23 protein-coding genes are annotated in these 25,828 nt (G+C 33.8%); 12 read left to right on the top strand and 11 right to left on the bottom strand.

The annotated features are described in order from the left end of the window. Window positions 1-118: 118 nt before the first annotated feature. Window positions 119-2,782 carry a TonB-dependent receptor gene (locus tag ACTJIW_RS06000; RefSeq protein ID WP_440714981.1) on the bottom strand — a complete coding sequence of 888 codons (2,664 nt, stop codon included), beginning with the start codon at window positions 2,780-2,782 and terminating at the stop codon, window positions 119-121. A gap of 294 nt (window positions 2,783-3,076) precedes the next feature. On the opposite strand from ACTJIW_RS06000, the gene ychF reads away from it, so the two are divergent. The 10 genes from ychF to ACTJIW_RS05950 all read left to right on the top strand — a co-directional run bounded on the left by ychF (window position 3,077) and on the right by ACTJIW_RS05950 (window position 15,547). Then, window positions 3,077-4,171 carry a redox-regulated ATPase YchF gene (ychF, locus tag ACTJIW_RS05995; RefSeq protein WP_012024533.1) on the top strand — a complete coding sequence of 365 codons (1,095 nt, stop codon included), beginning with the start codon at window positions 3,077-3,079 and terminating at the stop codon, window positions 4,169-4,171. Between the two features lie 341 nt (window positions 4,172-4,512). Next, the gene (locus tag ACTJIW_RS05990) at window positions 4,513-5,190 is read left to right on the top strand and encodes a TIGR02117 family protein (protein ID WP_121361716.1); all 678 of its coding nucleotides are present in this window, start codon (window positions 4,513-4,515) and stop codon (window positions 5,188-5,190) included. 269 nt (window positions 5,191-5,459) lie between these two features. Next, the gene (locus ACTJIW_RS05985) at window positions 5,460-6,377 is read left to right on the top strand and encodes a YihY/virulence factor BrkB family protein (RefSeq protein ID WP_440714982.1); all 918 of its coding nucleotides are present in this window, start codon (window positions 5,460-5,462) and stop codon (window positions 6,375-6,377) included. A 66-nt stretch (window positions 6,378-6,443) separates the two neighbouring features. Further along, on the top strand, window positions 6,444-6,968 hold the full coding sequence (locus ACTJIW_RS05980; RefSeq protein ID WP_440714983.1) for an NADPH-dependent FMN reductase: 525 nt from the start codon (window positions 6,444-6,446) through the stop codon (window positions 6,966-6,968). Continuing rightward, window positions 6,969-7,949, top strand: coding sequence for a transglutaminase domain-containing protein (locus ACTJIW_RS05975; protein WP_440714984.1), 981 nt, complete (start codon window positions 6,969-6,971; stop codon window positions 7,947-7,949). Window positions 7,950-8,026: 77 nt separating this feature from the next. After that, window positions 8,027-9,202 (top strand): nicotinate phosphoribosyltransferase, encoded by a 1,176-nt coding sequence (gene pncB / locus ACTJIW_RS05970; protein WP_012024538.1) that lies wholly within the window; start codon window positions 8,027-8,029, stop codon window positions 9,200-9,202. A 163-nt stretch (window positions 9,203-9,365) separates the two neighbouring features. Continuing rightward, a complete protein-coding gene (locus ACTJIW_RS05965; protein ID WP_274252958.1) occupies window positions 9,366-11,234 on the top strand; it encodes a DNA topoisomerase IV subunit B in 1,869 nt (622 codons plus the stop codon). A gap of 21 nt (window positions 11,235-11,255) precedes the next feature. Next, complete coding sequence (locus ACTJIW_RS05960; RefSeq protein WP_440714985.1) at window positions 11,256-12,323, top strand: PDDEXK nuclease domain-containing protein; 1,068 nt, start codon at window positions 11,256-11,258, stop codon at window positions 12,321-12,323. A 23-nt stretch (window positions 12,324-12,346) separates the two neighbouring features. After that, window positions 12,347-15,067, top strand: a complete 2,721-nt coding sequence (locus ACTJIW_RS05955; RefSeq protein ID WP_440714986.1) for a DNA gyrase/topoisomerase IV subunit A — start codon at window positions 12,347-12,349, stop codon at window positions 15,065-15,067. Window positions 15,068-15,220: 153 nt separating this feature from the next. Continuing rightward, on the top strand, window positions 15,221-15,547 hold the full coding sequence (locus tag ACTJIW_RS05950) for a hypothetical protein (RefSeq protein ID WP_440714987.1): 327 nt from the start codon (window positions 15,221-15,223) through the stop codon (window positions 15,545-15,547). Window positions 15,548-15,603: 56 nt separating this feature from the next. Here the strand turns inward: ACTJIW_RS05950 and ACTJIW_RS05945 are convergent, their stop codons facing one another. From ACTJIW_RS05945 to ACTJIW_RS05915, 7 genes are all read right to left on the bottom strand, one after another. Next, a complete protein-coding gene (locus ACTJIW_RS05945) occupies window positions 15,604-17,388 on the bottom strand; it encodes a cytochrome-c peroxidase (protein WP_440714988.1) in 1,785 nt (594 codons plus the stop codon). A gap of 67 nt (window positions 17,389-17,455) precedes the next feature. Beyond that, window positions 17,456-18,937 carry a hypothetical protein gene (locus ACTJIW_RS05940; protein WP_440714989.1) on the bottom strand — a complete coding sequence of 494 codons (1,482 nt, stop codon included), beginning with the start codon at window positions 18,935-18,937 and terminating at the stop codon, window positions 17,456-17,458. A 157-nt stretch (window positions 18,938-19,094) separates the two neighbouring features. Then, the gene (locus tag ACTJIW_RS05935) at window positions 19,095-19,724 is read right to left on the bottom strand and encodes a 3'-5' exonuclease (RefSeq protein ID WP_440714990.1); all 630 of its coding nucleotides are present in this window, start codon (window positions 19,722-19,724) and stop codon (window positions 19,095-19,097) included. Window position 19,725: 1 nt separating this feature from the next. Further along, entirely contained in the window at window positions 19,726-21,645 is a 1,920-nt protein-coding gene (locus tag ACTJIW_RS05930; protein WP_440714991.1) for a DUF294 nucleotidyltransferase-like domain-containing protein, read from the bottom strand. A gap of 184 nt (window positions 21,646-21,829) precedes the next feature. After that, complete coding sequence (locus ACTJIW_RS05925) at window positions 21,830-22,201, bottom strand: DNA topoisomerase IV (protein WP_440714992.1); 372 nt, start codon at window positions 22,199-22,201, stop codon at window positions 21,830-21,832. A 29-nt stretch (window positions 22,202-22,230) separates the two neighbouring features. Next, complete coding sequence (locus tag ACTJIW_RS05920; protein ID WP_433810128.1) at window positions 22,231-22,806, bottom strand: DUF1572 family protein; 576 nt, start codon at window positions 22,804-22,806, stop codon at window positions 22,231-22,233. 12 nt (window positions 22,807-22,818) lie between these two features. Next, window positions 22,819-23,169, bottom strand: coding sequence for a winged helix-turn-helix transcriptional regulator (locus tag ACTJIW_RS05915; RefSeq protein WP_440714993.1), 351 nt, complete (start codon window positions 23,167-23,169; stop codon window positions 22,819-22,821). Between the two features lie 99 nt (window positions 23,170-23,268). Between ACTJIW_RS05915 and ACTJIW_RS05910 the strand changes: the two genes are divergently transcribed. Then, window positions 23,269-23,907, top strand: a complete 639-nt coding sequence (locus ACTJIW_RS05910) for a peroxiredoxin-like family protein (protein ID WP_440714994.1) — start codon at window positions 23,269-23,271, stop codon at window positions 23,905-23,907. After that, window positions 23,904-24,707 (top strand): DNA alkylation repair protein, encoded by an 804-nt coding sequence (locus ACTJIW_RS05905; RefSeq protein WP_440714995.1) that lies wholly within the window; start codon window positions 23,904-23,906, stop codon window positions 24,705-24,707. Before ACTJIW_RS05910 ends, ACTJIW_RS05905 begins: the two co-directional genes overlap by 4 nt. A 22-nt stretch (window positions 24,708-24,729) precedes the next feature. Here ACTJIW_RS05905 and ACTJIW_RS05900 read toward each other — a convergent pair whose 3' ends face one another. The 3 genes from ACTJIW_RS05900 to ACTJIW_RS05890 are packed head-to-tail and all read right to left on the bottom strand — an operon-like array spanning window position 24,730 to window position 25,819. Continuing rightward, complete coding sequence (locus ACTJIW_RS05900) at window positions 24,730-25,302, bottom strand: pentapeptide repeat-containing protein (protein ID WP_440714996.1); 573 nt, start codon at window positions 25,300-25,302, stop codon at window positions 24,730-24,732. After that, on the bottom strand, window positions 25,290-25,604 hold the full coding sequence (locus tag ACTJIW_RS05895) for a type II toxin-antitoxin system RelE/ParE family toxin (RefSeq protein WP_440714997.1): 315 nt from the start codon (window positions 25,602-25,604) through the stop codon (window positions 25,290-25,292). Before ACTJIW_RS05895 ends, ACTJIW_RS05900 begins: the two co-directional genes overlap by 13 nt. Beyond that, a complete protein-coding gene (locus ACTJIW_RS05890; protein ID WP_012024554.1) occupies window positions 25,589-25,819 on the bottom strand; it encodes a hypothetical protein in 231 nt (76 codons plus the stop codon). The genes ACTJIW_RS05895 and ACTJIW_RS05890 overlap by 16 nt, the downstream gene beginning before the upstream one ends. Between the last annotated feature and the right edge of the window lie 9 nt (window positions 25,820-25,828).

The raw sequence follows: 25,828 nt of genomic DNA, 5'->3' as shown, positions 1-25,828 counted from the left end.
AACTGTGAAATGTCTTTTGGATATAAAAAAATCCTGAACTATTGTTCAGGATTTTTTGTTTTCTAGTGTATGTAAAATGTATTGTCAGGCTGAACAATTCATAAGCTTTGTGAGAAACTTAGAAATTAAATCCAAGTCTGGCATAGTAATATGCACCGCTGAAGCCCATTTGTACAGCGTCCCAATAACCTCCGGCTTCAGTATTTCCTTGTTCATCTTGTTTCGTTGGGTACACATTAAATAAGTTATTGCTTCCAATGCTTAGCTTTAAACTTTTGCTTAATTGATAACCCAAAGTCAAATCTGTAACCAATCTTGGATTGTAAACATCATCTTCATCACCATAATCAACTAAAACTACTTTGCTGAAACGGGTAAAAGCTAATCCTGCATCGAATTTATTTTTAGCATAATTTAAATTTAAAGCAAATTTATTATCAGGTGCAGAGGCTAGTAAAAAGGCTTTTTCTCTTTTTCCAAAGAAAGTAGCTTCGTCCAGAGGACCATTTTTTACTTTGTCAATTTTCATGTCATTTATATTTCCTACCAAAGTGGCGTTCAATTGACCAAAATCAAATGCTTTTTTCCAGGAGAAAACCAAATCTAAACCATGAGTGCTTGTATCAACTCCGTTAGCAAAAAACTGTGCTTCTGAAACGCCTAAGTTTAAAGACTCGGCATCAAAATATCCTGTAAGTACAATACGGTCTTTTACCTTAATATAGTAACCGTCGACAGTTGCAGTAAAATCTCCAAAAGAAGCTGTAAAACCTAAAGAAGCATTAACTGCTTTTTCTTCGTTTAACTTGCTGATTCCAAAAGCTCTTGTAACTTCACTGTCATTTGGAGCCAATAAAACTTCGGTTGCACCGCTTGCATTAAAGTTGGTGAAACGTAAATTGTAATAAATTTGTGCTAAAGAAGGCGCACGGAAACCAGTGCTCACAGATCCTCTTAAGTTAATATGCTTGTTTATTTTTAATCTTGATGCTAATTTTCCGTTTACGGTGCTTCCAAAATCGCTGTAATTTTCAAAACGTACTGCTCCGCTTACCATTAAAGCCTCTGTAATATCCAATTCTCCATCTGCATATAAAGAGAAGTTCGTACGGTTTTTATTAACCTCATTGGCAGGACTGTATCCTGGGAAACCTTGCGAACCGCCTGGTCTTGGTATTGTTGGTGAAGAAGTAGGATCTGAAGGATCGTAATCTGGATTAGGAACCGTTGGCGGACTTTGAGTCGCTGGGTCGGTTATAGGCTGGCCATTTGTGTCATAAGTAGCATAAGAACCTTCTTCGCCGGCAAAAATCTTAAACTGTTCAACTCTAAATTCAGTTCCAAATGCGATGTTGAAACCGCTAAGAACGCTGTCATAGTTTTTAGAAATGTCAAAATTAGTCGTGTTTTGAAGTAAACTGTGACCTCCAGCGTCAAATTCATGTGGAGATTTTTCTTCAAGAGAAGCATTTATAGTTCCCTTAATGTCGTATTGAAATTTATTTTTTCCAAAAGTGTTGCTTAAATCAAATTTCCATCCTCCGCCAGATTCTGTTCTAATTCCTGCAGCAACCGAGTTGTCATTAATTTTTGAAGTAATTCTTGGTGTGTAACCTCCCGGATAAACTGATTCTACGACTCTTTCGCCATCATTTCTGGTAAAAGCATACGCATCAGTATCTCTAAAATTGCTTCCTCCAAAAGCATAAAATTCAGTTTTGTCAGCAATTGGAACAGCAAGATTAACAAAGAGATTAACGCCCTGCATTTCTGCATCACCAAAACCTTTTCTAAAATCGTAAGCTGGTCTCAGAGTTTTATTTTTATTTAAAAATTCTCCCGTAAAATTGGCATAACCGCCTTTTGTTCCTAATGCAACGCCATAATTGGCGGCAACTCTTACAGAACCTCCGTCAAAATCCTGATCTTTTCCGTATGAATTTCCGTTTCCATGCTGATCTAATCTATATCCTTTTGTGTTTGGAGTTCCCGGCAGGAAATCGCCTTTTGCATTTGTGTTAAAAACTCCATACGTAACAGAACCCGTAAGTTCGTTTACATTATCATTGGTAACGATATTGATAACACCTGCAATTGCATCAGAACCGTATTGAGCCGCTGCACCGTCACGCAGAATTTCGATTCTTTTAATAGAAGCTGCCGGAATTGCATTTAAGTCGGTTCCGGTATTTCCACGTCCGCGGGTTCCAAATAAATTAATTAAAGACGATTGGTGTCTTCTTTTTCCATTAATTAAAACTAAAGTCTGGTCAGGTCCCATTCCTCTTAATGAAGCAGGATCTACGTGGTCGGCACCATCAGAACCCGATTGTTTATTGGCATTAAATGAAGGTGCTACATACTGCAGTAATTGATTGATTTCGATTTTCCCGCTTTGTGTTGTAACCTCTTTTACGTTAATAACATCAATAGGAACGGCAGAGTTTACAACGGTTCTTTTGGTATTTCTGGAACCTACTACTACAACGTCACTCAAAATCTGTCCGCCGCTTTCATCTAAAGTGATATTCATTTTATCCGAAGCTGTTTTTTCGATTGAAGCAAAACCAACATAACTGAAAATTAATACTGCTCCTTCTTTTACTTTAATTTTAAATCCTCCTTCAAAATCGGTTGAGACGCCATTTGAAGTTCCTTTTTCAACAATATTAACTCCAGGAAGCGGTGAACCTGCTTTGTCTCTAACGATACCCGATACTTCTTTCTGCGCAAAAAGAAATGCTGAATTCAGCATCAATAAAAATAATGCAATCTTTTTCATGGTTATTGGTTTTTTGGTTTGTTTTTTGTTGGAAATTTTTATAAAATTACTATTATTTAACAAAAACTTAATAAAAAGTTTAAAAATTTTTAAGAATAGCCTTAAAATTATATTAATGCACATTTTTACTTCGGTTAAGAGGTATTAAATCTTATATTTGCAAAATTTTAAAGCCAAAAAATATCATTTTGGCAGAAACGAAAAATAAAAACGTAAATCATAAATCATTACAATACAATTGTTAATGACCAGACCTGATAGTTCAGTGTCGAATAAAATAAACAGAAACAAGAAATGAAAGCAGGAATTGTAGGATTGCCAAATGTTGGAAAATCAACATTATTTAATTGTTTATCTAATGCAAAAGCGCAGAGTGCGAACTTTCCATTTTGTACTATCGAACCTAATATTGGTGTTGTAAACGTTCCAGATCCAAGAATCAACAAGTTAGAGGAATTGGTAAAACCAGAACGCGTTCAAATGGCAACTGTAGATATCGTAGATATTGCAGGTTTGGTAAAAGGAGCAAGTAAAGGAGAAGGTCTTGGAAACCAGTTTTTAGGAAACATTAGAGAGTGTAATGCTATCATTCATGTTTTACGTTGTTTTGATAATGACAATATTGTACACGTTGACGGAAACGTAAACCCAATTCGTGACAAAGAAACAATTGATATCGAATTGCAGTTAAAAGATTTAGAAACAGTCGAAAAACGTTTAGAAAAAGTAAAACGTGCTGCAAAAACCGGAAATAAAGAAGCTCAGGCAGAAGAAGCATTATTAAACAGAATTAGAGAAGCTCTTTTACAGGCAAAATCTGCAAGAACAATTGTTCCTCAAAACAATGATGAAGAAGTTCTTATGGAAGCTTTCCAATTAATTACGGCAAAACCAGTTTTATACGTTTGTAACGTTGACGAAAGCTCTGCTGTAAACGGAAACAAATATGTTGATCAGGTTCGTGAATTAGTAAAAGATGAAGAGGCTGAAGTGATTGTACTTTCAGTAGGAGCAGAAGCTGATATTACAGAATTAGAAAGCTACGAAGAGCGTCAGGTTTTCCTTGAAGACATGGGATTGGAAGAGCCGGGAGCATCTGTTTTAATTCGTGCTGCTTACAAATTATTAAAACAGCAGACTTACTTTACAGCTGGTGTAAAAGAAGTTCGTGCCTGGACAATCAATATTGGAGCAACTGCACCGCAAGCAGCTGGAGTTATCCATACAGATTTTGAAAAAGGATTTATCCGTGCAGAGGTAATTTCATACGATGATTACGTTCAGTATGGTTCTGAAGCAAAAGCAAAAGAAGCTGGAAAATTCAGAGTTGAAGGAAAAGAATATATCGTAAAAGATGGTGATGTAATGCATTTCCGTTTTAACGTTTAATTTTTTTCTTTAGAAAATAGAGTAAAGAAGAAAGATAATAGAAAAAACTGCTGGAGGAATTCAGCAGTTTTTTTATGCTTGAAAAGCAAAGTTATCTTTTGTCAGGCTGAGCGAAGTCGAAGCTCACGTAAAGATTGTCGATTCTTTTTGTTGCTTTTCGTATTGTTATTGCTTCGTTCCTCGCAATGACAAAAAATCCGTTTAAATCCGCGCTTTCGCGAAAGCGAATCAGTAAAATCCGCGTCCCATTTTGCAAACAAATTAACTGCTTAAAAATTTTTGGCTCAAAAATTGGTTAGTAAAAAATTAACCAATTACTAATCTAAAATCAACCAATTAAAATGCTGAAAAAATCATTCAAAATTCTGGGCTGGACGCTTTTCGGAATTTTCAGTTTCCTTGCTTTGTATGTTACATCTGTTTTAATTATTTCAAAAATTACGGTGAATTCGGATGTCGCAAAAGTCGAAGAACAAAACGCAGTTCCAATTTACATTCTTTCAAACGGAGTCCATACTGATATTGTGGTTCCAATAAAAAATGAGATTAAAGACTGGCGAAGCGAAATTCAATTTAATCAAACCCAATCAAAAGATTCTTTAATGAATTATATCGCTTTTGGCTGGGGAGATAAAGGCTTTTATCTTGAAACTCCAGAATGGGCAGATTTAAAAGCAAGCACAGCGTTTAAAGCTGCGTTTGGAATCAGTTCATCGGCTGTACATGCTACATTTTTTAAGCAGTTGAGAGAAGGCGATGATTGTAAACGTATTTTAGTTTCAAAAGATGATTATCAAGAGTTAGTAAACTATATTTCAAATAGTTTTAGTGATCCAGTTCATCCCGAATGGATTCAGGGACACAGCTACGGAAAAAAAGATGCCTTTTATGAAGCCAAAGGAAGTTATAGTCTTTTCTATACCTGCAATACTTGGGCAAATAACGCTTTGAAAGCGGCCAATCAAAAAGCAAGTTTATGGACCGTTTATGATAAAGGGATTTTCTATCATTATAAATAATGCATAAATACAGTCCCTATGGGGATATTCTTCAAATGTTAGTTTTTTAGTTACCAATGTCAAATCTCTACGAGATTATTTCATGATGTATATTGTTAATTCAAATTATGGAATTAAATGTTGGTAACTAAAAATATGTTTCCAGTACATTTATTCCGTTAGGAATTAAATATCGGCAGATGGAAAAAATATAAAATTCCATTAAAAAACGAGAATTCAAGATTTTTTATTATTGCGTAAATTTGAGAGAATATCAAATTAATCAGCAGATGAAAATCAAAAATATCTTTAAAAAAATATGGTTTCTATTAAAGAATACTTTTTTAGAATTTAATGATGACAACGCTATTAAGCTCAGCGCGGCATTATCGTATTATACGATATTTGCACTTCCTCCGCTGTTAATTATTATCATTACTATTTGTGGTTTCTTTTTTGGAGAAGATGCAGTAACCGGCCAGCTGTATGGTCAAATAAATGGAATGGTGGGAAATAGCGCCGCAATTCAAATTCAGGAAGCTATAAAAAATGTGCAATTGTCTGGAGACAATATGTTTGCAACTGTATTTGGAATCGTAATGCTGTTAATTGGAGCATCTGGAGTTTTTGCTGAAATACAAAGTTCTATTAATTTTATTTGGGGATTACGCGCAAAACCAGATAAAGGTATTAAGAAATTCATTCAGAATCGATTAATGTCCTTTTCAATGATAGCATCTGTAGGCTTTTTAATGCTGGTGAGTTTACTCGTAAATACAACATTAGATTTAGTGAGTTCGAGATTAAAAATCTACTTTCCGGAAAGTACCGTTTATTTGTTTTATGTTGTTAATGTAGTGATTGTACTGGCAAGTATAACACTGCTTTTTACTATAATTTTCAGGACTTTACCAGACGGAAAAATAAGATGGAAAGATGCTTTTATAGGATCAGGAGTTACTGCGGTACTATTTATGATCGGGAAGTTTGCGATAGGTTTTTATTTAGGAAGTTCAACTGTAGCTTCTGTTTATGGAGCGGCGGGATCTGTAATAATTATTTTAGTTTGGGTTTATTATTCGGCAATTATTCTGTATTTTGGAGCAGAATTTACTAAAGTATATGCAAAGTCTTACGGCGGTAAAATTTACCCAAATGAATATTCAGTTGAAATTCAAAAAGAAATTTTTGAAATAGAAAATAATTAAAGAACCGCAGCAGATTAAAAAAACATTTTAATCCTCTTAATCTGTGGCAAAAAACAAATACCACATATGAAAATAATTGCCTTTGGAGGAAGTAACAGTAAGCAGTCAATCAACAAACGTTTAGCCACTTACGCGTCAAGTTTATTTGAAAATGCAGAAGTTGAGGTTTTAGATCTTAATGATTTTGCAATGCCTGTATTCAGCGTAGATCTTGAAAAAGAAATAGGTCAGCATGAAGTGGCGCAGGCATTCCTTAATAAACTTAAAGAAGCTGATATTCTGGTTGTTTCAATGGCAGAAAATAACGGAAATTATTCTGTTGCTTTCAAGAATGTTTTCGATTGGAGTTCAAGAATTGAAAAAGATGTTTTTCAGCATAAACCAATGTTATTATTATCAACCTCTCCAGGCGGCAGAGGAGGTGCATCTGTTTTGGGAATTGCCCAAACTCTTTTCCCTCGTTATGGGGCAGAAATTAAAGGAAGTTTCTCATTACCAGCATTTGGCTCGAATTTTGATTTACAGGAAAATAAAATTTCTAACGTTGAGTTAGATAATGAACTGAAAAACATTATTAAATCAAATTTTTAAATGCCACAAAAAAAGTTTGCCCTTATTTTCCTTTTATTAAATAGCATTTTTATCAATTTTACGTTTTCTCAAAAGATTAGCGAAGTCGATAAAATAGTTGCAAAATATCCTAAAAGTTTTGACAGCACCGAAAAGTTAGCAGAAAGAATCGAAAAAGATTTTGATTCAGATGCTGAGCGTGCACGCGCTATTTACGGCTGGATTGCCTTTAATATAAGATACGATTATAATGCGTATTTGAATCCGCCGAGAGTGCAGGGATTTAGTTATTCTACAGAAGCAGAAAAACAGCGTAAAATCAAACAATTAAATGATAACCTCATTCAGAAAGCTTTCAAATCAAAGAAAGCAGTTTGTGAAGGTTTTACGGCTTTGTATCAGCATTTGGCTTCTCTAATGGGAATTAAATGCGAAATAATCCGCGGCGATTCTAAAATTTCAGTTAGAGATATCGGAAGAAAAACGACTTCGTCCAATCATGCCTGGAATATGGTTTTGATCGATAAAAAATGGCGCTTAATTGATGTAACCTGGGGACAAGGTTATTATGACAGCAGCAAAGGCAGAATGGTAAACGATTTTAATCCAGTTTATTTTGACACAGATCCAGATTACTTTTTTGCCAAACATTTTCCAGATTCCGGAACTTATTTAGGTGAAAGATTAAGTAAAGACGATTTTCTAAACGGTCCATTGATTTACAATACCACAATCGAAAAAGATTATAAAATTAAATCACCGGATTCTGGTATAATTGAAGCCAGAAATGGAGATAAGATTACGGTAGAAATCAAAAATCTCTCAAAATCTAATCAGGTTTTTTATTTAAATAAAAAGAATCAGCCGGTTAAAGTTCAAAACCCAAAAGAAAAACGAGGAGGGTTAGAATTTCAAATTACTATAGATAACAATATTGGAGATTATATAACTGTTTTTGCAGATACAAACAGTGTTGTTTCTTTTAAAGTAGTTTCAAAATAATTTATTTAAGGATTGTACAATTTTCATGTTTTCTGAAATTGCCGTATCTTAGCAAGAATGATTCGAATTTGAACACTATGGAAGCGACTTTTCTGAAATCGATCTTAGATAATGATTTCTACAAATTTACAATGCAGCATGCTGTAATTAAACTTTTTCCAAAAGCAAAAGTTCGTTACGGATTTATAAATCGTGGTAAACATATCTTTCCGGAAGGATTTGCAGATTTACTTCGACGTTCAGTTGATGCATTGTCTGAACTTCGTTTAACAAAAGAAGAGAAAAGTTATTTAGCTCATTATTGCCCTTATCTTGACCCAACCTATTTAGATTTTCTGCAAGGATATAGTTTTGATCCGTCTGAAGTTCAGATTAGTCAGGAAGGTTCAGAAATTTCAGTAACAGTAGAAGGTTATTGGTACAGAACTATTTTATGGGAAGTTCCTTTGATGGCCTTGATTTCGGAACTTTTTTATAAATCAAATCATTTAATTCGTTTAAATGATGAAGCCATAAAAGAGCTGACAAAAGAGAAAATTGATAATTACAATAAATTAGGAGTTTCGATTTTAGAATTTGGAACAAGAAGACGTCATTCTTACGATGTTCATGATTTAGTAAATGAAACTTTAAGAACCTACGGTGGAAACAGTTTTATTGGAACCAGCAACGTACACTTTGCAATGGTTAATAATAGAAGGCCTTTGGGAACTCACGCTCATGAATGGTTTATGTTTCATGCTGCACAATATGGTTTTCAGGTAGCGAATTTTATAAGTCTTGAAAACTGGACAAAAGTCTACGGAGGTGATCTCGGAATTGCTTTAACAGATACTTATACTACAGAAATATTTTTCAACCAATTTGATAAAAAATATTCCAAACTTTTTGACGGCGTTCGACATGACAGCGGCGATCCAATTGAGTTTGCCCAAAAAGTAATTTCTCATTATACCAAAATGGGAATTGATCCAAAATCAAAAGTTATTGTTTTTTCAGATTCACTCAATTACGATAAAGTAAAAAAGATTGTTGATTTCTGTCAGGACAAAATAAAAATGTCATTTGGAATAGGGACAAATTTCACCAACGATGTTGGACTTCCAGCCATGAATATGGTTATAAAATTAACCGATACAAAACCTGATAATATACATTGGCAGGGAGTTGTTAAACTTTCTGACGAGAAAAACAAAAACACAGGAACGCCCGAAATGATTGCTTTGGCAAAAGAAGTACTGGGAATCAAATAGTATTTTTTTTGACAAAAAAGCAGTTTTTTATAATTTTACCGCCCATTTTATTTTAAAATCAATTTAAATAGATTTTAAACTGTTATTATTCATAACAAAAAGAAAATACGCTTTCATTTTTTGCTAAGAAATGGTACATTAGCAAAAAATCCTAAATTCATATATGCTAGAGCAAAATCAATATACCGAAGATAATATTCGTTCACTTGATTGGAAAGAACATATCCGTATGCGTCCGGGAATGTATATCGGAAAACTTGGAGACGGTTCTTCTCCAGATGATGGTATTTATATTCTATTAAAAGAGGTTTTAGATAACTGTATCGATGAGTTCGTAATGGGCTCTGGAAAAACTATTGAGGTAACGATAAAAGATAAAACGGTTTCGGTTCGTGATTACGGACGTGGAATTCCGTTGGGGAAAGTGGTCGATGTAGTTTCGAAAATGAACACAGGAGGAAAGTACGATTCTAAAGCTTTCCAGAAATCAGTTGGTTTGAATGGTGTCGGAACAAAAGCGGTAAATGCGCTTTCTACTTATTTCCGTGTAGAATCAGTTCGTGATGATAAACAAAAAGCGGCAGAGTTTTCCGGCGGGAATTTAGTTTCAGAAGAAGATGTAATCGATACTACAAAACGTAAAGGAACAAAAGTAACTTTTACGCCAGACGAAACAATTTTCAAAAACTATAAATTCCGTTTAGAATACGTTATCAAAATGGTTAAAAACTATTGTTACTTAAACAATGGTTTGACAATTATTTTCAATGGAGAAAAATATTATTCAGAAAACGGACTTCGTGATTTATTAGAAGAAACAATCAGCGAAGAAGATTTAGAATATCCAATTATACACTTAAAAGAGCATGATATCGAGGTTGCGCTTACACACAGTAAAACGCAGTACAGCGAAGAATATCACTCTTTTGTGAACGGTCAGAACACAACGCAGGGAGGAACGCACTTAGCGGCCTATCGTGAAGCGGTTGTAAAAACGATTCGTGAGTTTTATAATAAGAATTTCGAAGCATCAGACGTTCGTAAATCGATTGTAAGTGCGATTAGTATTAAAGTAATGGAACCGGTTTTTGAGTCTCAGACCAAAACAAAATTAGGTTCTACAGATATGGGTTCTGATGATGGAACGCCAGCAGTTTCTGTTCGTACTTTCGTAAACGATTTTATCAAAACCAAGTTAGATAATTATCTGCATAAAAATCCAACAACTGCGGATGCTTTATTGCGTAAAATTCTGCAGGCAGAACGTGAGCGTAAAGAATTATCGGGAATTAGAAAACTGGCGACAGATCGTGCTAAAAAAGCTAATCTTCACAATAAAAAATTAAGAGACTGCCGCGCGCATCTTCCTGATACCAAAAACCCAAGAAACTTAGAAAGCACACTTTTTATTACCGAGGGAGATTCGGCTTCCGGATCGATTACAAAGTCGCGTGACGTGAATACACAAGCAGTTTTCAGTTTGCGTGGTAAACCTTTGAATTCATACGGAATGACGAAGAAAATCGTGTATGAAAACGAAGAATTCAATTTATTGCAGGCAGCGCTTGATATCGAAGACGGATTAGAAAAATTACGTTACAATAACATCGTAATTGCAACCGATGCCGATGTCGACGGAATGCACATTCGCTTGCTTTTAATTACGTTCTTTTTACAGTTTTTCCCTGAGTTAATAAAAGAAGGGCATTTGTATATTTTACAGACACCGCTTTTCAGGGTTCGAAACAAAAAAGAAACGATTTACTGTTATTCTGATGAAGAAAGAAAAGACGCCATCGAGAAATTAAAACCAAAACCGGAAATCACCCGATTTAAAGGTTTGGGAGAGATTTCGCCAGACGAGTTTAAAAACTTTATTGGAGACACTATCCGTCTTGATCCGGTTATGATGGATAAAAATACTTCTATCGAGCAGTTGTTATCGTTCTACATGGGTAAAAATACACCAGATAGACAAGAGTTTATTATTAAGAACCTGAAGGTTGAGATTGATGAATTGGAGGAGGTTTAAGAATTTTTAGAATAGCAAATAGTGTCAGACGGTCTTCAAAATAAAGTTATTTTCCAGCAAGTTGCGGAGTTATTACAAAATGCCCGACAGCAGGTTTTGCGTACTGTAAATTCAACAATGACAGTTACCTATTTTGAAATAGGAAGAATAATTGTTGAAGAAGAACAAAATGGAAAAGATAGGGCTGAATATGGAAAACAACTCTTAAAAGATCTTTCAAAGCAATTGACGAAAGAATTCGGGAGAGGCTTTTCTATTGATAATTTGGAAAATATGAGGAAGCTCTTTTTGACTTTCTCAAAATCCGAGACACTGTCTCGGATTTTACAAAATCAAAAAAACCAGTCAGTGACTGCGGAATTTAATAAAGTAGATTATCAAACTTTATCTTCATTTTTTAAATTGACTTTTAGCCATTATATTTTTCTAATGCGAATTGAAGATGAAAAAGAAAGAAGGTTTTACAAAATTGAATCTGAAAAACATAATTGGAGTGTTCGGGAATTAAAACGTCAATACAATACAGCACTTTATACACGATTGGCTTTAAGCAGAGATAAAGAAGGAATTTTAAAGCTTTCAGAGAAAGGTCAGATTATCGAGAAACCGAAAGATATTATTAAAGATCCTTATATTCTGGAGTTTTTAGGATTACCAGAATTGAATCAATATTCTGAATCGCAGTTAGAAGAAGAAATTATCAGTAAACTAGAGCAGTTTTTATTAGAATTAGGTCATGGTTTTACTTTTGTTGCAAGACAGGAAAGAATTACTTTTGGTGATAAACATTTTAGAATTGATTTAGTTTTTTACAATAGAATACTGCGGTGTTTTGTGCTTATAGATTTGAAAATAGGCGAATTAAAACATCAGGATTTAGGTCAGATGCAAATGTATGTTAATTATTACGATAGAGAAATGCGATTGGAAGATGAAAATAAAACTATCGGAATTGTACTTTGTCAGACCAAAAGTGAAGCTGTAGTAAAATATACTTTACCAGAAAATAATGAGCAAATATTTGCCAGTAAATATAAGACCGTTTTACCAAGTGTTGAAGCTTTAAAACAACTACTCGAAAACAAATAGAATTATAATTAGAATATAATTAAATGAAAGACGAAGAAGACGATAACATAATTCCAAACGACGACGAGAATAATCAAGATGAAAACCTGATGGATGACAATCAGGATGGAGATGACGAGGATATTATAAACGTAGATGCGAAGCATTTCGAGGGACAGCATTTTTACGAAAATCAGGAAGAAGAAGGTGAGGACGTTATTACTAAAGTAACGGGAATGTACAAGGACTGGTTTTTGGATTATGCTTCGTATGTGATTCTGGAACGTGCAGTTCCTGCTATCGAGGACGGATTTAAGCCTGTTCAGCGTCGTATTATGCACTCTTTAAAAGAGCTGGATGATGGTCGTTATAATAAAGTTGCCAATGTTGTAGGTCACACCATGCAGTATCACCCACACGGAGATGCAAGTATTGGTGATGCGATGGTACAAATTGGTCAGAAAGATTTATTAATTGACTGCCAGGGTAACTGGGGAAATATTTTAACGGGCGACGGTGCTGCTGCTCCCCGTTATATTGAGGCACGTTTATCTAAGTTTGCTTTAGAGGTTTTATATTCTCCAAAAATTACAGAATGGGGACTATCATATGACGGTAGAAAAGCCGAACCGATTAATCTTCCGGTAAAATTTCCATTGCTTTTAGCTCAGGGAGCAGAAGGTATTGCGGTGGGACTTTCAACAAAAGTACTGCCTCATAACTTTAACGAATTAATTGATGCTTCGATTAAAATCTTAAAAGGAAAGCCCTTTACGCTTTATCCTGATTTTATGACACAGGGTATTGCCGACGTTTCGAATTACAACGACGGAATGCGCGGCGGACGTGTGCGTGTGCGTGCTAAAATTTCGCAATTAGACAAAAATACATTGGTAATTACACAGATTCCGTTTTCTACCAATACATCGAGTTTAATTGACAGTATTTTGAAAGCCAATGATAAAGGTAAAATCAAAATCAAGAAAATTGAAGATAATACGGCTGCTGATGTTGAGATTTTAATCCATCTTTTCCCGGGTGTTTCTCCAGATAAAACAATTGATGCATTATTTGCATTTACAGCCTGCGAAACTTCTGTAGCGCCTTTAGGATGTGTTATCGAAGACAATAAGCCGTTGTTTATTGGTGTTTCTCATATGTTGAAGATTTCAACACACAGAACAGTTGATTTACTTCGTCAGGAATTAGAAATTCAGTTAGAAGAATTAAAAAATAAGTGGCACTTTTCTACTTTAGAGAAAATATTCATTCGTGAAGAAATGTATATCGACTTCAAATTATACGGAGACAGAGAATCACTTTACAAATATTTATACGATCGTTTCGAGCCTTTCAAAAAATCATTCGTTAGAGAAATTAATGACGACGATTTACAGCGTTTGACTCAAATCCCGATGATTCGTATTACACGTTTCGACTCTGATAAAGCCGATGATTTAATCGCGAAGTTAGAAGACGAAATGAAAGAAGTAGAGCATAATCTGGAACATTTAACAGATTTTGCAATTGCTTACTTTACTAAATTAAAAGAGAAATACGGAAAAGGACGCGAGCGTCAAACTGAACTTCGTGTTTTTGATAACGTTGAAGCTACAAAAGTAGTTTTGCGTAACACAAAACTTTACGTAAACCGCGAAGAAGGTTTCGTAGGAACGAGTTTAAAGAAAGATGAATACGTAGGTGATTGTTCGGATATTGATGATGTTATCGTTTTTTTACGAGACGGAACATTGATGATAACCAAAGTCGACGCCAAAACTTTTATTGGAAAAGACATTATACACGTCGCAGTTTTTGATAAAAACGATAAGCGCACCATTTATAACATGATGTACCGCGATGGTAAATCAGGGCCGTCTTATATAAAACGTTTCAATGTTACAGGAGTAACCCGTGATAAGGCTTACGATTTAACAAATGGTACAAACGGTTCTCAGGTGGTTTATTTTTCACATAATCCAAATGGTGAAGCTGAGGTAGTTACTATATTACTGCGTCAGGTTGGAACGATTAAGAAACTGAAATTCGATATTGATTTTGCTAAGTTAGCTATTAAAGGACGTGGTTCTAAAGGAAACTTAGTAACTAAATATCCAATCAAGAAAATCGAATTAAAAGAAAAAGGAATTTCGACATTACTGCCAAGAAAAGTTTGGTTTGACGATACGGTAAAACGTTTAAATGTTGATGCAAGAGGAGAGTTGTTAGGTGAATTTAAACCAACAGACAAAATCTTAATAATTAATCAGTCAGGTAAATTAAAAGTAATAATCCCTGAATTATCGACTCATTTTGATGAAGACATGATTGTTCTGGAAAAATGGAAACCTAAAAAACCAATTTCTGCGATTTATTATGATGGAGAAAAAGAGCGTTATTTCTTAAAACGTTTCCTTGTTGAAAATGAAGGAAAAGAAGAAAGCTTTATTACAGACCATCCAAATTCGCAGTTAGAGATTGTTTCGACCGATTATCGTCCGGTAGCACAATTGGTTTTTGCCAAAGTAAAAGGCGTTCAAAAAGACGATTTACATATTGATGTAGAAGACTTTATAGCTGTAAAAGGTTTTAAAGCTCTAGGAAATCAATTAACAACAGATAAATTAAAACAAGTAAATCTCTTAGATCCGCTTCCTTACGAAGAGCCGATTGAAGAAATTCCTGAAAAACCGGAAATTTTAGAAGATGATCCTGTAGAAACAGAATTAGATGATGATGGCCAAATAGGATTGGTTTTAGAATAATATAAAAAAACGCTAAGAAATAACTCTTAGCGTTTTTTTTATGTGTTATTAAAAAAGGCTTATTGTTATAGTTTTAAAACTTACACTAGACTTTTTCTCAATATGCGCAACTTACATTTGTATTTCTTAGTAAATTAAACACTATATTTTAGTATGAAGTTCAAATATATTTTTCTGATAGTATTACTATCCGGCTGTACTAATAATAATTTTTTTGGTTATGTTTATGACTATGATACAGAAAAACCAATAAAAGACGTACAGGTCAATATAAATGGTATAACAACCCAAACAGACAGTACTGGTTATTTTTCTGCTAAAATAAAATCAAATAAAGATTGTATAATATTATTGCAGAAAGCAGAATATGAAGTAAAAAAAGTATACTGCAGACCAGATTCTCTGGGAATGTTTAGCAAGAGAAATCTAAAAAAGCATAAAATTTATTTATTTAAAGAAGAAAGCGAATTTTCAAAATAGTTAAAAGCCGGATTGCTTATTTTCCGGCTTTTTTTGGTTAAAAAATTATTTTGGTTTTATTGATATTTTTTATCTGTAAGTGTCTTCATAAAAGCAACAAGCGCCTGTTCTTCTTTTACAGTCAAATTTAGTTTGTCGAAGGGAAGTGTTTGGTTTTCTACTTCATAACCTAAACCAATTCCACCGCCTTTATTGTAAAAAGAAACTACTTCTTCCAGTGTTTTGAAAACTCCGTTGTGCATATATGGTGCAGTTACAGCAGCATTTCTAACTGTAGGAGTTTTAAAAGCTCCAACCAATTGAGGCATTTGATTGTATATATAACGCCCTTTATCAGGGCTTATGGATTTTCCGGAAGGTTCATTTGGAGTTCCAATAACTTCGTGTTCGGTTTTGGAATAACTTGGCGGAACCGTTCCGTTAAACAATGGAGTAAAATGGCAGGTGGCACATTTTGCTTTTCCCATAAACAAGTTCATTCCTTCGATTTCTTCATTATTTAGCGCATTTTTCTTTCCTCTCATATATTCGTCAAATCTCGAATCAAAAGAGTTTAGAGAACGTACATAACTTGCAATAGCGTTTTGAATCTGCCAGGCTTCAGGTTTCGAATTTCCTGGATAGGCTTTTTTGAAAAGATCGATATATTCTTTGTCTAATTGAATTTTAGCATGAATATTTTCCATTGAGCCGTGCATTTCATCTTTATTCTGTATTACATCTACACTTTGTTTTTCTAAATCCAGCTGACGCATATCCCAAAACTGGGCATTTTGTAACGAAGCATAGGTTAGAGTAGGAGTATTTCGGGGTAAATTTATTCCGGTTAATGAAACATTGGTTTTTAACCCGTCTGTAAAAGCCTTCTCAGGATTATGACAGGTTGCACAGCTTCGGTCGTTATTTTTAGAAAGGCTTTTATCATAGAATAGTTTTTCGCCTAAAATCGCTTTTTCTTTCGTGAAATTATATTCTTTAGAAAGCACAAAAGCATTTACATCAAAAGCATCTTTATCAAATAAAGTTTCAATTGTTGGTTTTAGCGGACTGTTTTTCTTTACGTTTTTAATGTTTTCTTCTTTCTGGAAAGCTTTTAGCTTTTTCGAAATAGGGTTTAAATATTCACTTATAAAAACAGCTCTGTTAAAGGCATTGAAATTATTATTAGCGGCACAATATTTTTGAGCTTTTTCAGTCAGATTTTTTAATTCTGCTAATGATTTATTGTTTGAATTAATTCTTGAAAGAGATTCAGGAATCGAAATTAAACTTTCTCCTGCTTCGGGAATGGAAGATTGTAAAATTGGACTGTCAAAACCTGTAATTCCCAGAGCAATCACACGAAATACATTTTGCTGAACAGCATCCAGAACATAATCATCACTTACTGTAATAACTTCAAAAGTACTTTTTAACTGTTTAATATTCGCTTGGAAAATATTCAGTTCCCGAATTAAATCTTCTTTATTTTCAGAATTATATTCCGGATAAATCATTTCTTCCATTACCTGAAAACCGTGAGGTTCAAAAGATCTGTTTTCTTCCAGTTCCATTTCATCAAGAGCTGGACCGTTCATAAATCGGGCAGTTTCGGGAACAAAATATTCAATTGCCCATTCGACTTTTTTATAAACCAGACGCGATTTTTTAAACTGTTCTACAATTTCTTTTTGAGGAGAATTATTATTAACAAGTTTTTGAAATTGAACAATTTCATTATTTAGTTTACTTAAATCAATAAGTAAATCTTGTTGTATTGTTGCTTTTGATTTTTCATTCTTTTGACATGAAAAGAAAAAGCAAAGTAGTAAAATCAGGAAAGTAAAATGTTTTAATTTCATAATAGTATTGTAATAGAAACAACCCTTATTGAAAAATAAGGGTTGTTTTATGATTTAAACGAAATTATTATCGTTGTACGTTTCTGATAATTACAGTTTGACCTCCCTCTTTATTAGTTTGAGTACCAGAACCGTCTGCATTTTTAAATGCATCACTCTGCCAGGTATGAGGGTGAATATTTACCGTAAAAGTATCCGGAACACCAATGATATCTGAAATGTCTTCCATAGCACCAAATTCCCAGCTTCCAAATCTCATTTCGCCAGTTTGGTTGTAAAGTCCATTCCATGCAGCATCAGTTCTTTTATGGTTCATGTTTAACCACGGTTTATTTTGTTTTGTCGCGATGCTGTACTGCCAGATGTATGAATCGTGTTTAGCATCAGCATAATAACTGTCACCATCTTCCTGAATATAAACGTAGTTTTCAGTTACACATAAATTGTCTGGATTGATAATTCCGGTTCCTGGAGTACTGTCACCTTCAACAGCTAATTCTAAAGTTCCTTTTAATGGGTTAGAAGCATCCAATTTCAATTTATAAACTCTTCCCCACATTGTATATCCTTCAACAGGAGCGTTGTTTGTTGCCTGACCAGTTGCTGTAAAATAGATTTCTCTGTTATTGCTTGCGCTTCCTTTTCTGTAATCAACATCTTCAACTCTTGAGAAACGAATGGCTTTTAAGTCGTTTACAGTAGTATTAATAACGGCTCCAGTTAGGTTTTTAGCATTTGGAATTTCAACAAATTCAACTGGATATGAATTATTTAAAGTCATAGAAGTTTCAACCTGATTTCCGTCTGTTCTTTTTAAAGCATATAGTTTTCCGTTTGATAAGTCACCAACAGAAGAACCGATGTACATGATTAATTGTCCTGCACTTACGTGAGAAGTTGCATACGATTGATCTTCTCCAATTAAAATAACTGTTTTTCCAGGATATGCTTCTTTTGTAAGTGGAACAGCATTTTCCATACTAGCTTTTCCTAAAGCTGGCAAAACTCTGTCTGTTCTTGCTTTATCAGAAGATAATCCAAGCGGATTAATTCCGTGAACCATACTTTCCTGACCGCTTTCTCCGGCAGTTAAAAAGATTGGTCCAAAGCCGTGGATTTCAGGAGTAGCCAAAGTTGCAGAACATAAACGTGTTAAACCTCCAACGCCGTCAACTATATAATCTCCTTTTACAGGTTTGAAAGTTTTATCTAAATAAACTCTAGAAACTGATTGAAGGATTTCGTGATTTGTAATCATGATGTAACCTTCACCATTTGGATTTCTCATTAATCCTGCACCATCTGGCTGTGCACCATAAACAAATGAAGGTGATTCTGGTAAAACATCAGAACTTGCGATTAAAGTGCTGATTTTTAAGTTTTCAAAACCTGTCATTGGATAAACAAAAGCAGGAACTTTTGAATGTGAAGTAAAATCGATGCTTGAATTTACATCGTTTGAAGAATCTTTGTCATCATTCTGACAGCTTATTACAGAGAAACCTGTAATACCAAGCAGTGCAATTGATTTTAGAAAATTTAGTTTCATAACTGTGTTTTTATTTTTTTTGATTAAGCAAAGCTATCCTTCAAAAATAAAATACATGTTACGTGAATTTTTTCTTATTGCTAACAAATAATAAGTCTTGTATTACTAAAACGTAAAATTTTCAGCCAAATGTAAATTTAAGTTTCATAAAAATATCTTAATTTTTAAAAAGCTGATTTAATGAAACTGCCTTTTTCTCTCGTAATTTTTTTACAATTTTAAGAAAAGCAATAGCGGTTATATAAGCATCTCCCAAAGCAGTGTGTCTGTCTTTTTTAGAAATGTCGAATTTATCTGCCAGATCATCTAAAGTATAATGATCCTTTCGCTCAAATAAATGTGACTGAATCAGAGTTTTTTTGTACAAATAAGCCGTATCTAAAGTTTTATTTGTGAGTTGAGGCAGTCCGTTTCTTTCGAGAGCTTTATTAATCATAGTAACATCAAAAATGGTATGATGAGCTATGATTATTGAATCGCCTAAAAAATCTAAAAACTGTTGTAAAGCTTCTAATTCTGTTGGACGTTTAACAAGCAGATCTTTTAAAATTCCGTGAATCTGTGCTGTCGATTTATCATAATGATCCTGATGTAAATATATTTCAAAACTATCCTGAACAGAAATTACGCCGTTTTGTAATGCCAAAGCGCCAATGCATAAAATTCGGTCTTTTTCATAATCAAAACCAGTAGTTTCGGTATCTAAAACAACAAATCTGGTTTCTTCTATAGTAATACTTTCATCGAAGAGATTTTCTTCTTTTTTCCAAAAACTGAATAATCCCATTTTATACCAGATTTGAAATATTAAAACGAACAGAAATTAATTCCTGAAGCTCTTTAATGGTTTTAAAAGTGCGTTTCAGTTTAATTTTCTCCATTTTGGTTAGAGATTCAAGTTCAATAAACTGACCCGAATCATGATGTAAAAGTCCTTGTTTGGTTCTGAATTTCAGTAAAGCTTTAAAAGAATATGAACATGATAAATACAATTCACGATTATTAGGTTCGAGTTCGGCCAGTTTTTCAAAGCGTTCTGCCGTATTGCTGATTGACTTTACAGAATGTGATAAAATCAAAACACGCGCTGCATCTGTCAACGGCATTAATGCTCTTCGTTTAATATCAAAATTATCTTTATTGGCACCGTCTTGTTCTACTAAAAATTGTCTGAAGAAACCAGTAGGAGACGGGCTTTGTAAAGCGCCGCTCACTAAATGCATATAAAAAATCGGGTTTGCTTTTATGGTTTCAAAAATATATTCTGATAATTGATCTACAGTTTCAGCGTCGCCGTATGTCATGCTGTAATCGAAGAAAATGAACGACAATAAAACCTCATTTTTCCCCGGATTGGTAATCCAGTGGTGTACCTGATTTTTCCATTCATCCAGACTCATGCACCATTTTGGACTTGATGCCATCATATCTGCAGGGCAATAATCGTAACCAATTTCAAAAAGACCTTTATTAACAAGTCCGGCAAATTTTAGAAAATAAATTCTCGTTTCGTCCCTAAAAACTTCATTTACATTTTCGTAAACAATCGCATTATCCTGATCTGTATGAAGCATTTGTTCACCGCGTCCCTGACTTCCCATTGCCAGCCATGCAAATTTTACCGGCGGCGGACTGCTCATTTTTTCTAAACATATTTCAATAACACGAGTTGTACAAGCTTCATTGAGCTCTGTTATGATTTTAGAAATTAAAGTCATCGGAATATTTTGATCTAAATATCCCTGAAGCAGTTGCATGATTCGGTTTCGAATAGGTTTTATTTCCTTTGTTTTTTTGGCTCTTTTTAAAGCTTTAATTAAAACGGCTGGATTATTTCCTAAAGCCACCATTACATCGTGTTTCGACAAAATTCCGACAGCTTTGGTATTAACTGTACCGTCTTTAGTAAGGCATAAATGGCTGATGTTGCTTTTCATCATCGCCATTTGTGCTTCTGTAACGGTCATTTTTTTTGGATACGTAATAACGGGTTTTGTCATTATCGTTTCGGCTGTTGTGGTTATCGGAAAATCTCCTGTTACAATTTTATTGCGGAGATCTTTATCTGTCAAAATCCCTATTGGCAGCATTTCGTCTACAATTAAAATTGCTCCGACTTTCTTTTTATTCATAATCCTGGCAATTTCTTTAACGGTAGTTGACGGACTGCAGGTTACTATTTTTTTTGAATATTTTATCGGTGCTAAATCAAAAGAATGATTGCTGGAATGCAGATTTTCATTTAAGAGATCATCACCATATAATTTGTCTTTATGAATGTCAGAATACGGATTTCTTGTATTCGAAGCATAACTTTCGATCAGGAAATTACCAACATTTCTGTTTTCAAGTGCGTAAGGTTTAAAAACGGCAATAGGAATGGCGTAAAGAATACTTTCTTCATGCGCCACCGCTTCCATAATATAGTTTTCCTGTGCCAAAAGCGGGCGAAGTCCAAATATGTCGCCTTCGTCGCACATATCTAAAACTGAGTTTTTTGTGCTTTTTTTGAGTGCCACCGCACCTTTATGAACCACATAAAAAGAATCATGTGTTTTATCATTTTCGGCAAAAATTACGGCGTCTTTATCTTTATAAACAATAGAAATTTGTTCCGAAAGCTTTTCAAGATCCATTGGATGCAGGAAATTAAAAGGCGGATAATTTTTTAAAAAGTCGGCAACTCTTTGCGAAATGGTATTTTTCATTGGGTTAGATTAGAGTTCTAATGTACTATTTAAAATAGAAATGTAAAAGAAACACATTTATTTTTTAGTTGCAAAGGGAAAAGATGCAGAGCTGCAAGGTTTTTAAAAATGAGAATACAAAAAACTTAGTGTCTTAACGGCATAAAAAAAAGCCCCATAAGGAGCTTTATATATAAAATCAGATTTAATCAACTTTGTGAACAGTGCCTCGTTGTTTCTCTTCAGAGCCAACCATTCCAAATTCGAAAGTATAAGAATCTTTTGCTGTTGTTAAAATTTTCATGCTTATGGCTTTTTCTTCTGCCATGTTTTTTGGATGTTTTTTTTGCAGTATATATTCGCAGTCACTTACCCAGCGAATGGTTGCAGTATCTGTTTTTCCTTCAAAAGTTTCAATTTCGATGCTGTCCTTGCGTTCAAAAAAAGTCACCTTTTTTACGCCGTTTACTTCAAACTCAAATTTAAATTTTCCGTTTTTGAAATCTTTGCAATTGTGTTCGGCATCATAACAGGAAACTAAAGCCAGTACCGGAAATAAGAATAGTATTTTTTTCATTTTTTTATGCTTTAAGCCTATGGCTTTTATCATTTCAATCTCTTTAATTCATCATCGGTAAAGTTCTTGATTTCTTTTTCTTTGGCAAACTTTTCGGCGTTATAATTTCCGGATTTATTTTTCGGAATTGATAAACTTTCCCATGAACTCTTTTTCAATTGTTTGGCATAAAAAACGATTTGTCCCACATGATAAGGATAATGCGCTAATTGACGATTTATGGCTTCAATAACTGTATGACCTTCATTTCTAATATAAATAATATCTGAAAGCTGTTCCGGTTTTAAACTCTCTAAAGCATTTTCGAGACAATTCCAGCCTTTATTCCATATCTCTAAAACTTCTTCTTTTGACTGTAAATCATTTTCAAATTCGGCATCGCGGTTTCGCCATTCTTTCTCACCGTCTGAAGTTAAAAAATCGGTCCAGCGCGAAAGCATATTACCCGAAATGTGTTTTACAATAGCAGCAATACTGTTTGTATCTTCATTTATGGCCGTAAAAAGCTGTTCCGGCTCTAATTGATCCATTGCCTTTTCTCCAAGCATTTTGTAGTACAGAAATTGCTTTTTTACGCTTTCCAGATAAGATTCATCAGTTTTCATGATTGAAATGTTTTAAGGTTGGAGTTCGATTTTGTTTTCAGAAATCAGTGTTTTTCCCCAGTCATTTAGTTTCCAAAGTATTTCGACTAATTGTTTTCCTGTTTCGGTCAAAGTGTATTCAACCCGCGGAGGCAGTTCGTTAAAAGAATGTTTGATTAATATGCCATCTTCAACCATTTCATTTAACTGCTGGTTTAAAACACGTCTGTCTACCTTAGCAATACCGCGCAAAAATTCGCTTGGTCTTTTTTTTCCATCATTAATCTGCCAGACAATGGGGATTTTCCATTTTCCGCTGATAGTATTTACAGCAATTTCTAATGGGCAGATTTTATTTTCTGTGCTACGTTCCTTTGTTTGCATAAAATTGACTTTTATATCCCTATGAGACAAAAATATGCGGTATTGCCAGACCTATCCGGCTTTCCGATCTTTGCAAAAATAATCAAAAATTAAAGTAGAATGAATGATTTAGCCCATCAAATTGAAACATTGAATATAGAACTTTTAAAACAGGTTCCAGAAGAAATACTGGGAGCTCTCCAAAAATCAATTCAAGATTTGAAAAGCCTGAATATAGAAATTAATAGCTTAAAAGTTGGAGATAAAATTCCAAATTTTTCTTTAAAAAATGCAGTAAATAAGACCATTACATCTGACAGTATTTTAAGGAATGGAAAAATGATAATCGCGTTTTACAGAGGGAGCTGGTGTCCTTATTGCAATTTGGAATTAAGAGCATTACAAGAAAATCTTTTGAGAATTACGGCAAAAAATACGACTTTAGTTGCAATCTCACCGCAGAGTTCAGATAATAGTTTAACACTTAAAGAAAAACATAATTTACAGTTTGAAGTGCTTACAGATTTACATAATGCTTATGCAAAACAGTTAGGGATTACTTTTCAGCTGCAGGATTTTGTCATACCGCATTATCAAACTCTTGGTATTAATCTTGAAGATTTTAATAAAGATCAAGAGAATACATTGCCGGTTCCTGCTGTTTTTGCAGTAAACGAAAACGGAATTATAATTTATAAATTCCTGGATGTAAATTATATGAATAGGATTGATATTGAAGAATTAATTAACGTATTATGAAGGAAGTAAAACGTAAAGGGGCGCGATCTGCCAAAGATATTCCGGTCTCTATTTTAGAACAGCTTAATAAAGGTGAAATTGAATCAGCAAATTTGGTTGAATGGCTGGCAGTAGATCAAATTGTGCTTCTTAAGAATGTATTAAATGAATTGAATAAAATTGAATATCTGGAACCTGTTTTAATAGATGTTAGAAATTTAAAAAAGCAAACAGTTAATACGATAAACGAAGCAATTGGAACAGGAATATTAAAACAGTCTGTTTTAAATAATGATTTAAAAATTGTATCAATTATTTCTAAGCATAAATCAGATTTAGTTCGATGCTGGTCAGCATATGCAATTGGCAGAAATTCCAAATTTACAATTGAAGAAATGTTAGAGCAGATTCAGTTTTTGGCAGCCGATAAACATTTTGGAGTTCGGGAAATTTCATGGTTAGCTGTCCGCCATAATATTACTAAGAATTTGGACAGAAGTTTTGAAATTTTATTAAAATGGGCTTCATCTGAAGATGAAAATATCCGACGTTTTGCAACTGAAGCAATAAGACCAAGAGGTGTTTGGTGTGAACATATCGAAGAGCTTAAGAAAAAACCGGAATCAGCTTTGAAAATTTTAGATTTACTGAAATCGGATTCTTCTAAATATGTTCAGGATAGTGTAGGTAACTGGCTTAATGATGCAAGCAAATCGCGGCCTGATTTTGTTAAAGATTTATGTCAAAAATGGCAGACAGTAAGTCCAACAAAAGAAACTGCCTATATTATAAAGAAAGCACTGAGAACAATTGAAAAGTAAAATTTATGCTGTTTAAAATTATTTATACGATCTTAATATCGTATTTATCTAAAAGTCCAACAATTCCCTCTGTAGAAAATTGTGCTTTTCTCATTGGGTTGAATTCTGGATCGATTTTATAATTATAAGCTGTTTTAAAATTGACACCTGCCAATTGGGTTTCATTAAAAATAGCGCCGTCAAGATTACAATTGTCAAAAACAGAGCTTGTTAAATTAGTACCAATAAAAGTCACTTCACGCACCGAAGAATTGATGAATTTTGTTTTTGGCATTTTTTTATTTGACAAAACAGCATAATCTAAAGTGCAGTCTTCAAAATGAACCTGAAATAAGAAATCATCACATTCATTAAAAGCAATTCCCAGAAGTTTACAGTTTCTAAAACTCACATTTTTTAAACTCGTTCCGGCTAGAGTTGTCATAGATAAGTTACAGTCAATAAATTCACAGTCCAAAAATGTATTAGAGCCGAAATTACTATTCGAAAAATCACAGTTTTTAAACACACAGTCTTCAAATTCCCTGTTGTTTATTCTTTTATCAATATAAACAACTTTCTCAAATGTTTTCTGAATGTGAATTATTTCTTCCATGAGTGTTTTTGGGGTTTCTGTGCATTGTGACGAACTCGAAGAATATAGATGTTTTCTTCTGTTACTTGATATGAAACTGCATAGTTATAAACGAAATAAACTCTAAAACTGCCGTCGTTTTTATTTTTTTGTTTGTCTAATTTATAAACTCCCGGCTGTGTTTTCAGTATATCTGTGCTGTCAAAAATTGTATTGACAACCTTGTCTGCAATTTTAATTGATTTACTTTCAAAGAAAATGTAAAAATGAATGTCTTCTAATTGATCTAAAGCATCGCTTGACCAAATTATTTTCTTCCCCATTTTTTTGCAATCTCTTTTGCTTCGTCTTCAGTATAAAAATTACCTTTTTTTATATTATTTAAGGCATTTTCGATGTCTAAATTATAAGACGCATCTGAGTCAACTGAGGTATTATTAATTGATTGTAAAAGATGTTTTAGTTTTTCTACAAAAGAAGGATCTTTTACTTTATCAATTTCCTGATGAATCCAATTTATTTCTGCCTGTATATCCATAATAAAGAA

Origin of the sequence: Flavobacterium sp. 22659 (assembly GCF_052044235.1) — a bacterium.
GTDB classification, from domain to species: domain Bacteria; phylum Bacteroidota; class Bacteroidia; order Flavobacteriales; family Flavobacteriaceae; genus Flavobacterium; species Flavobacterium johnsoniae.
The sequence above is the reverse complement of the archived record's forward strand: the minus strand, read 5'-3'. Positions and strand labels throughout refer to the sequence as shown.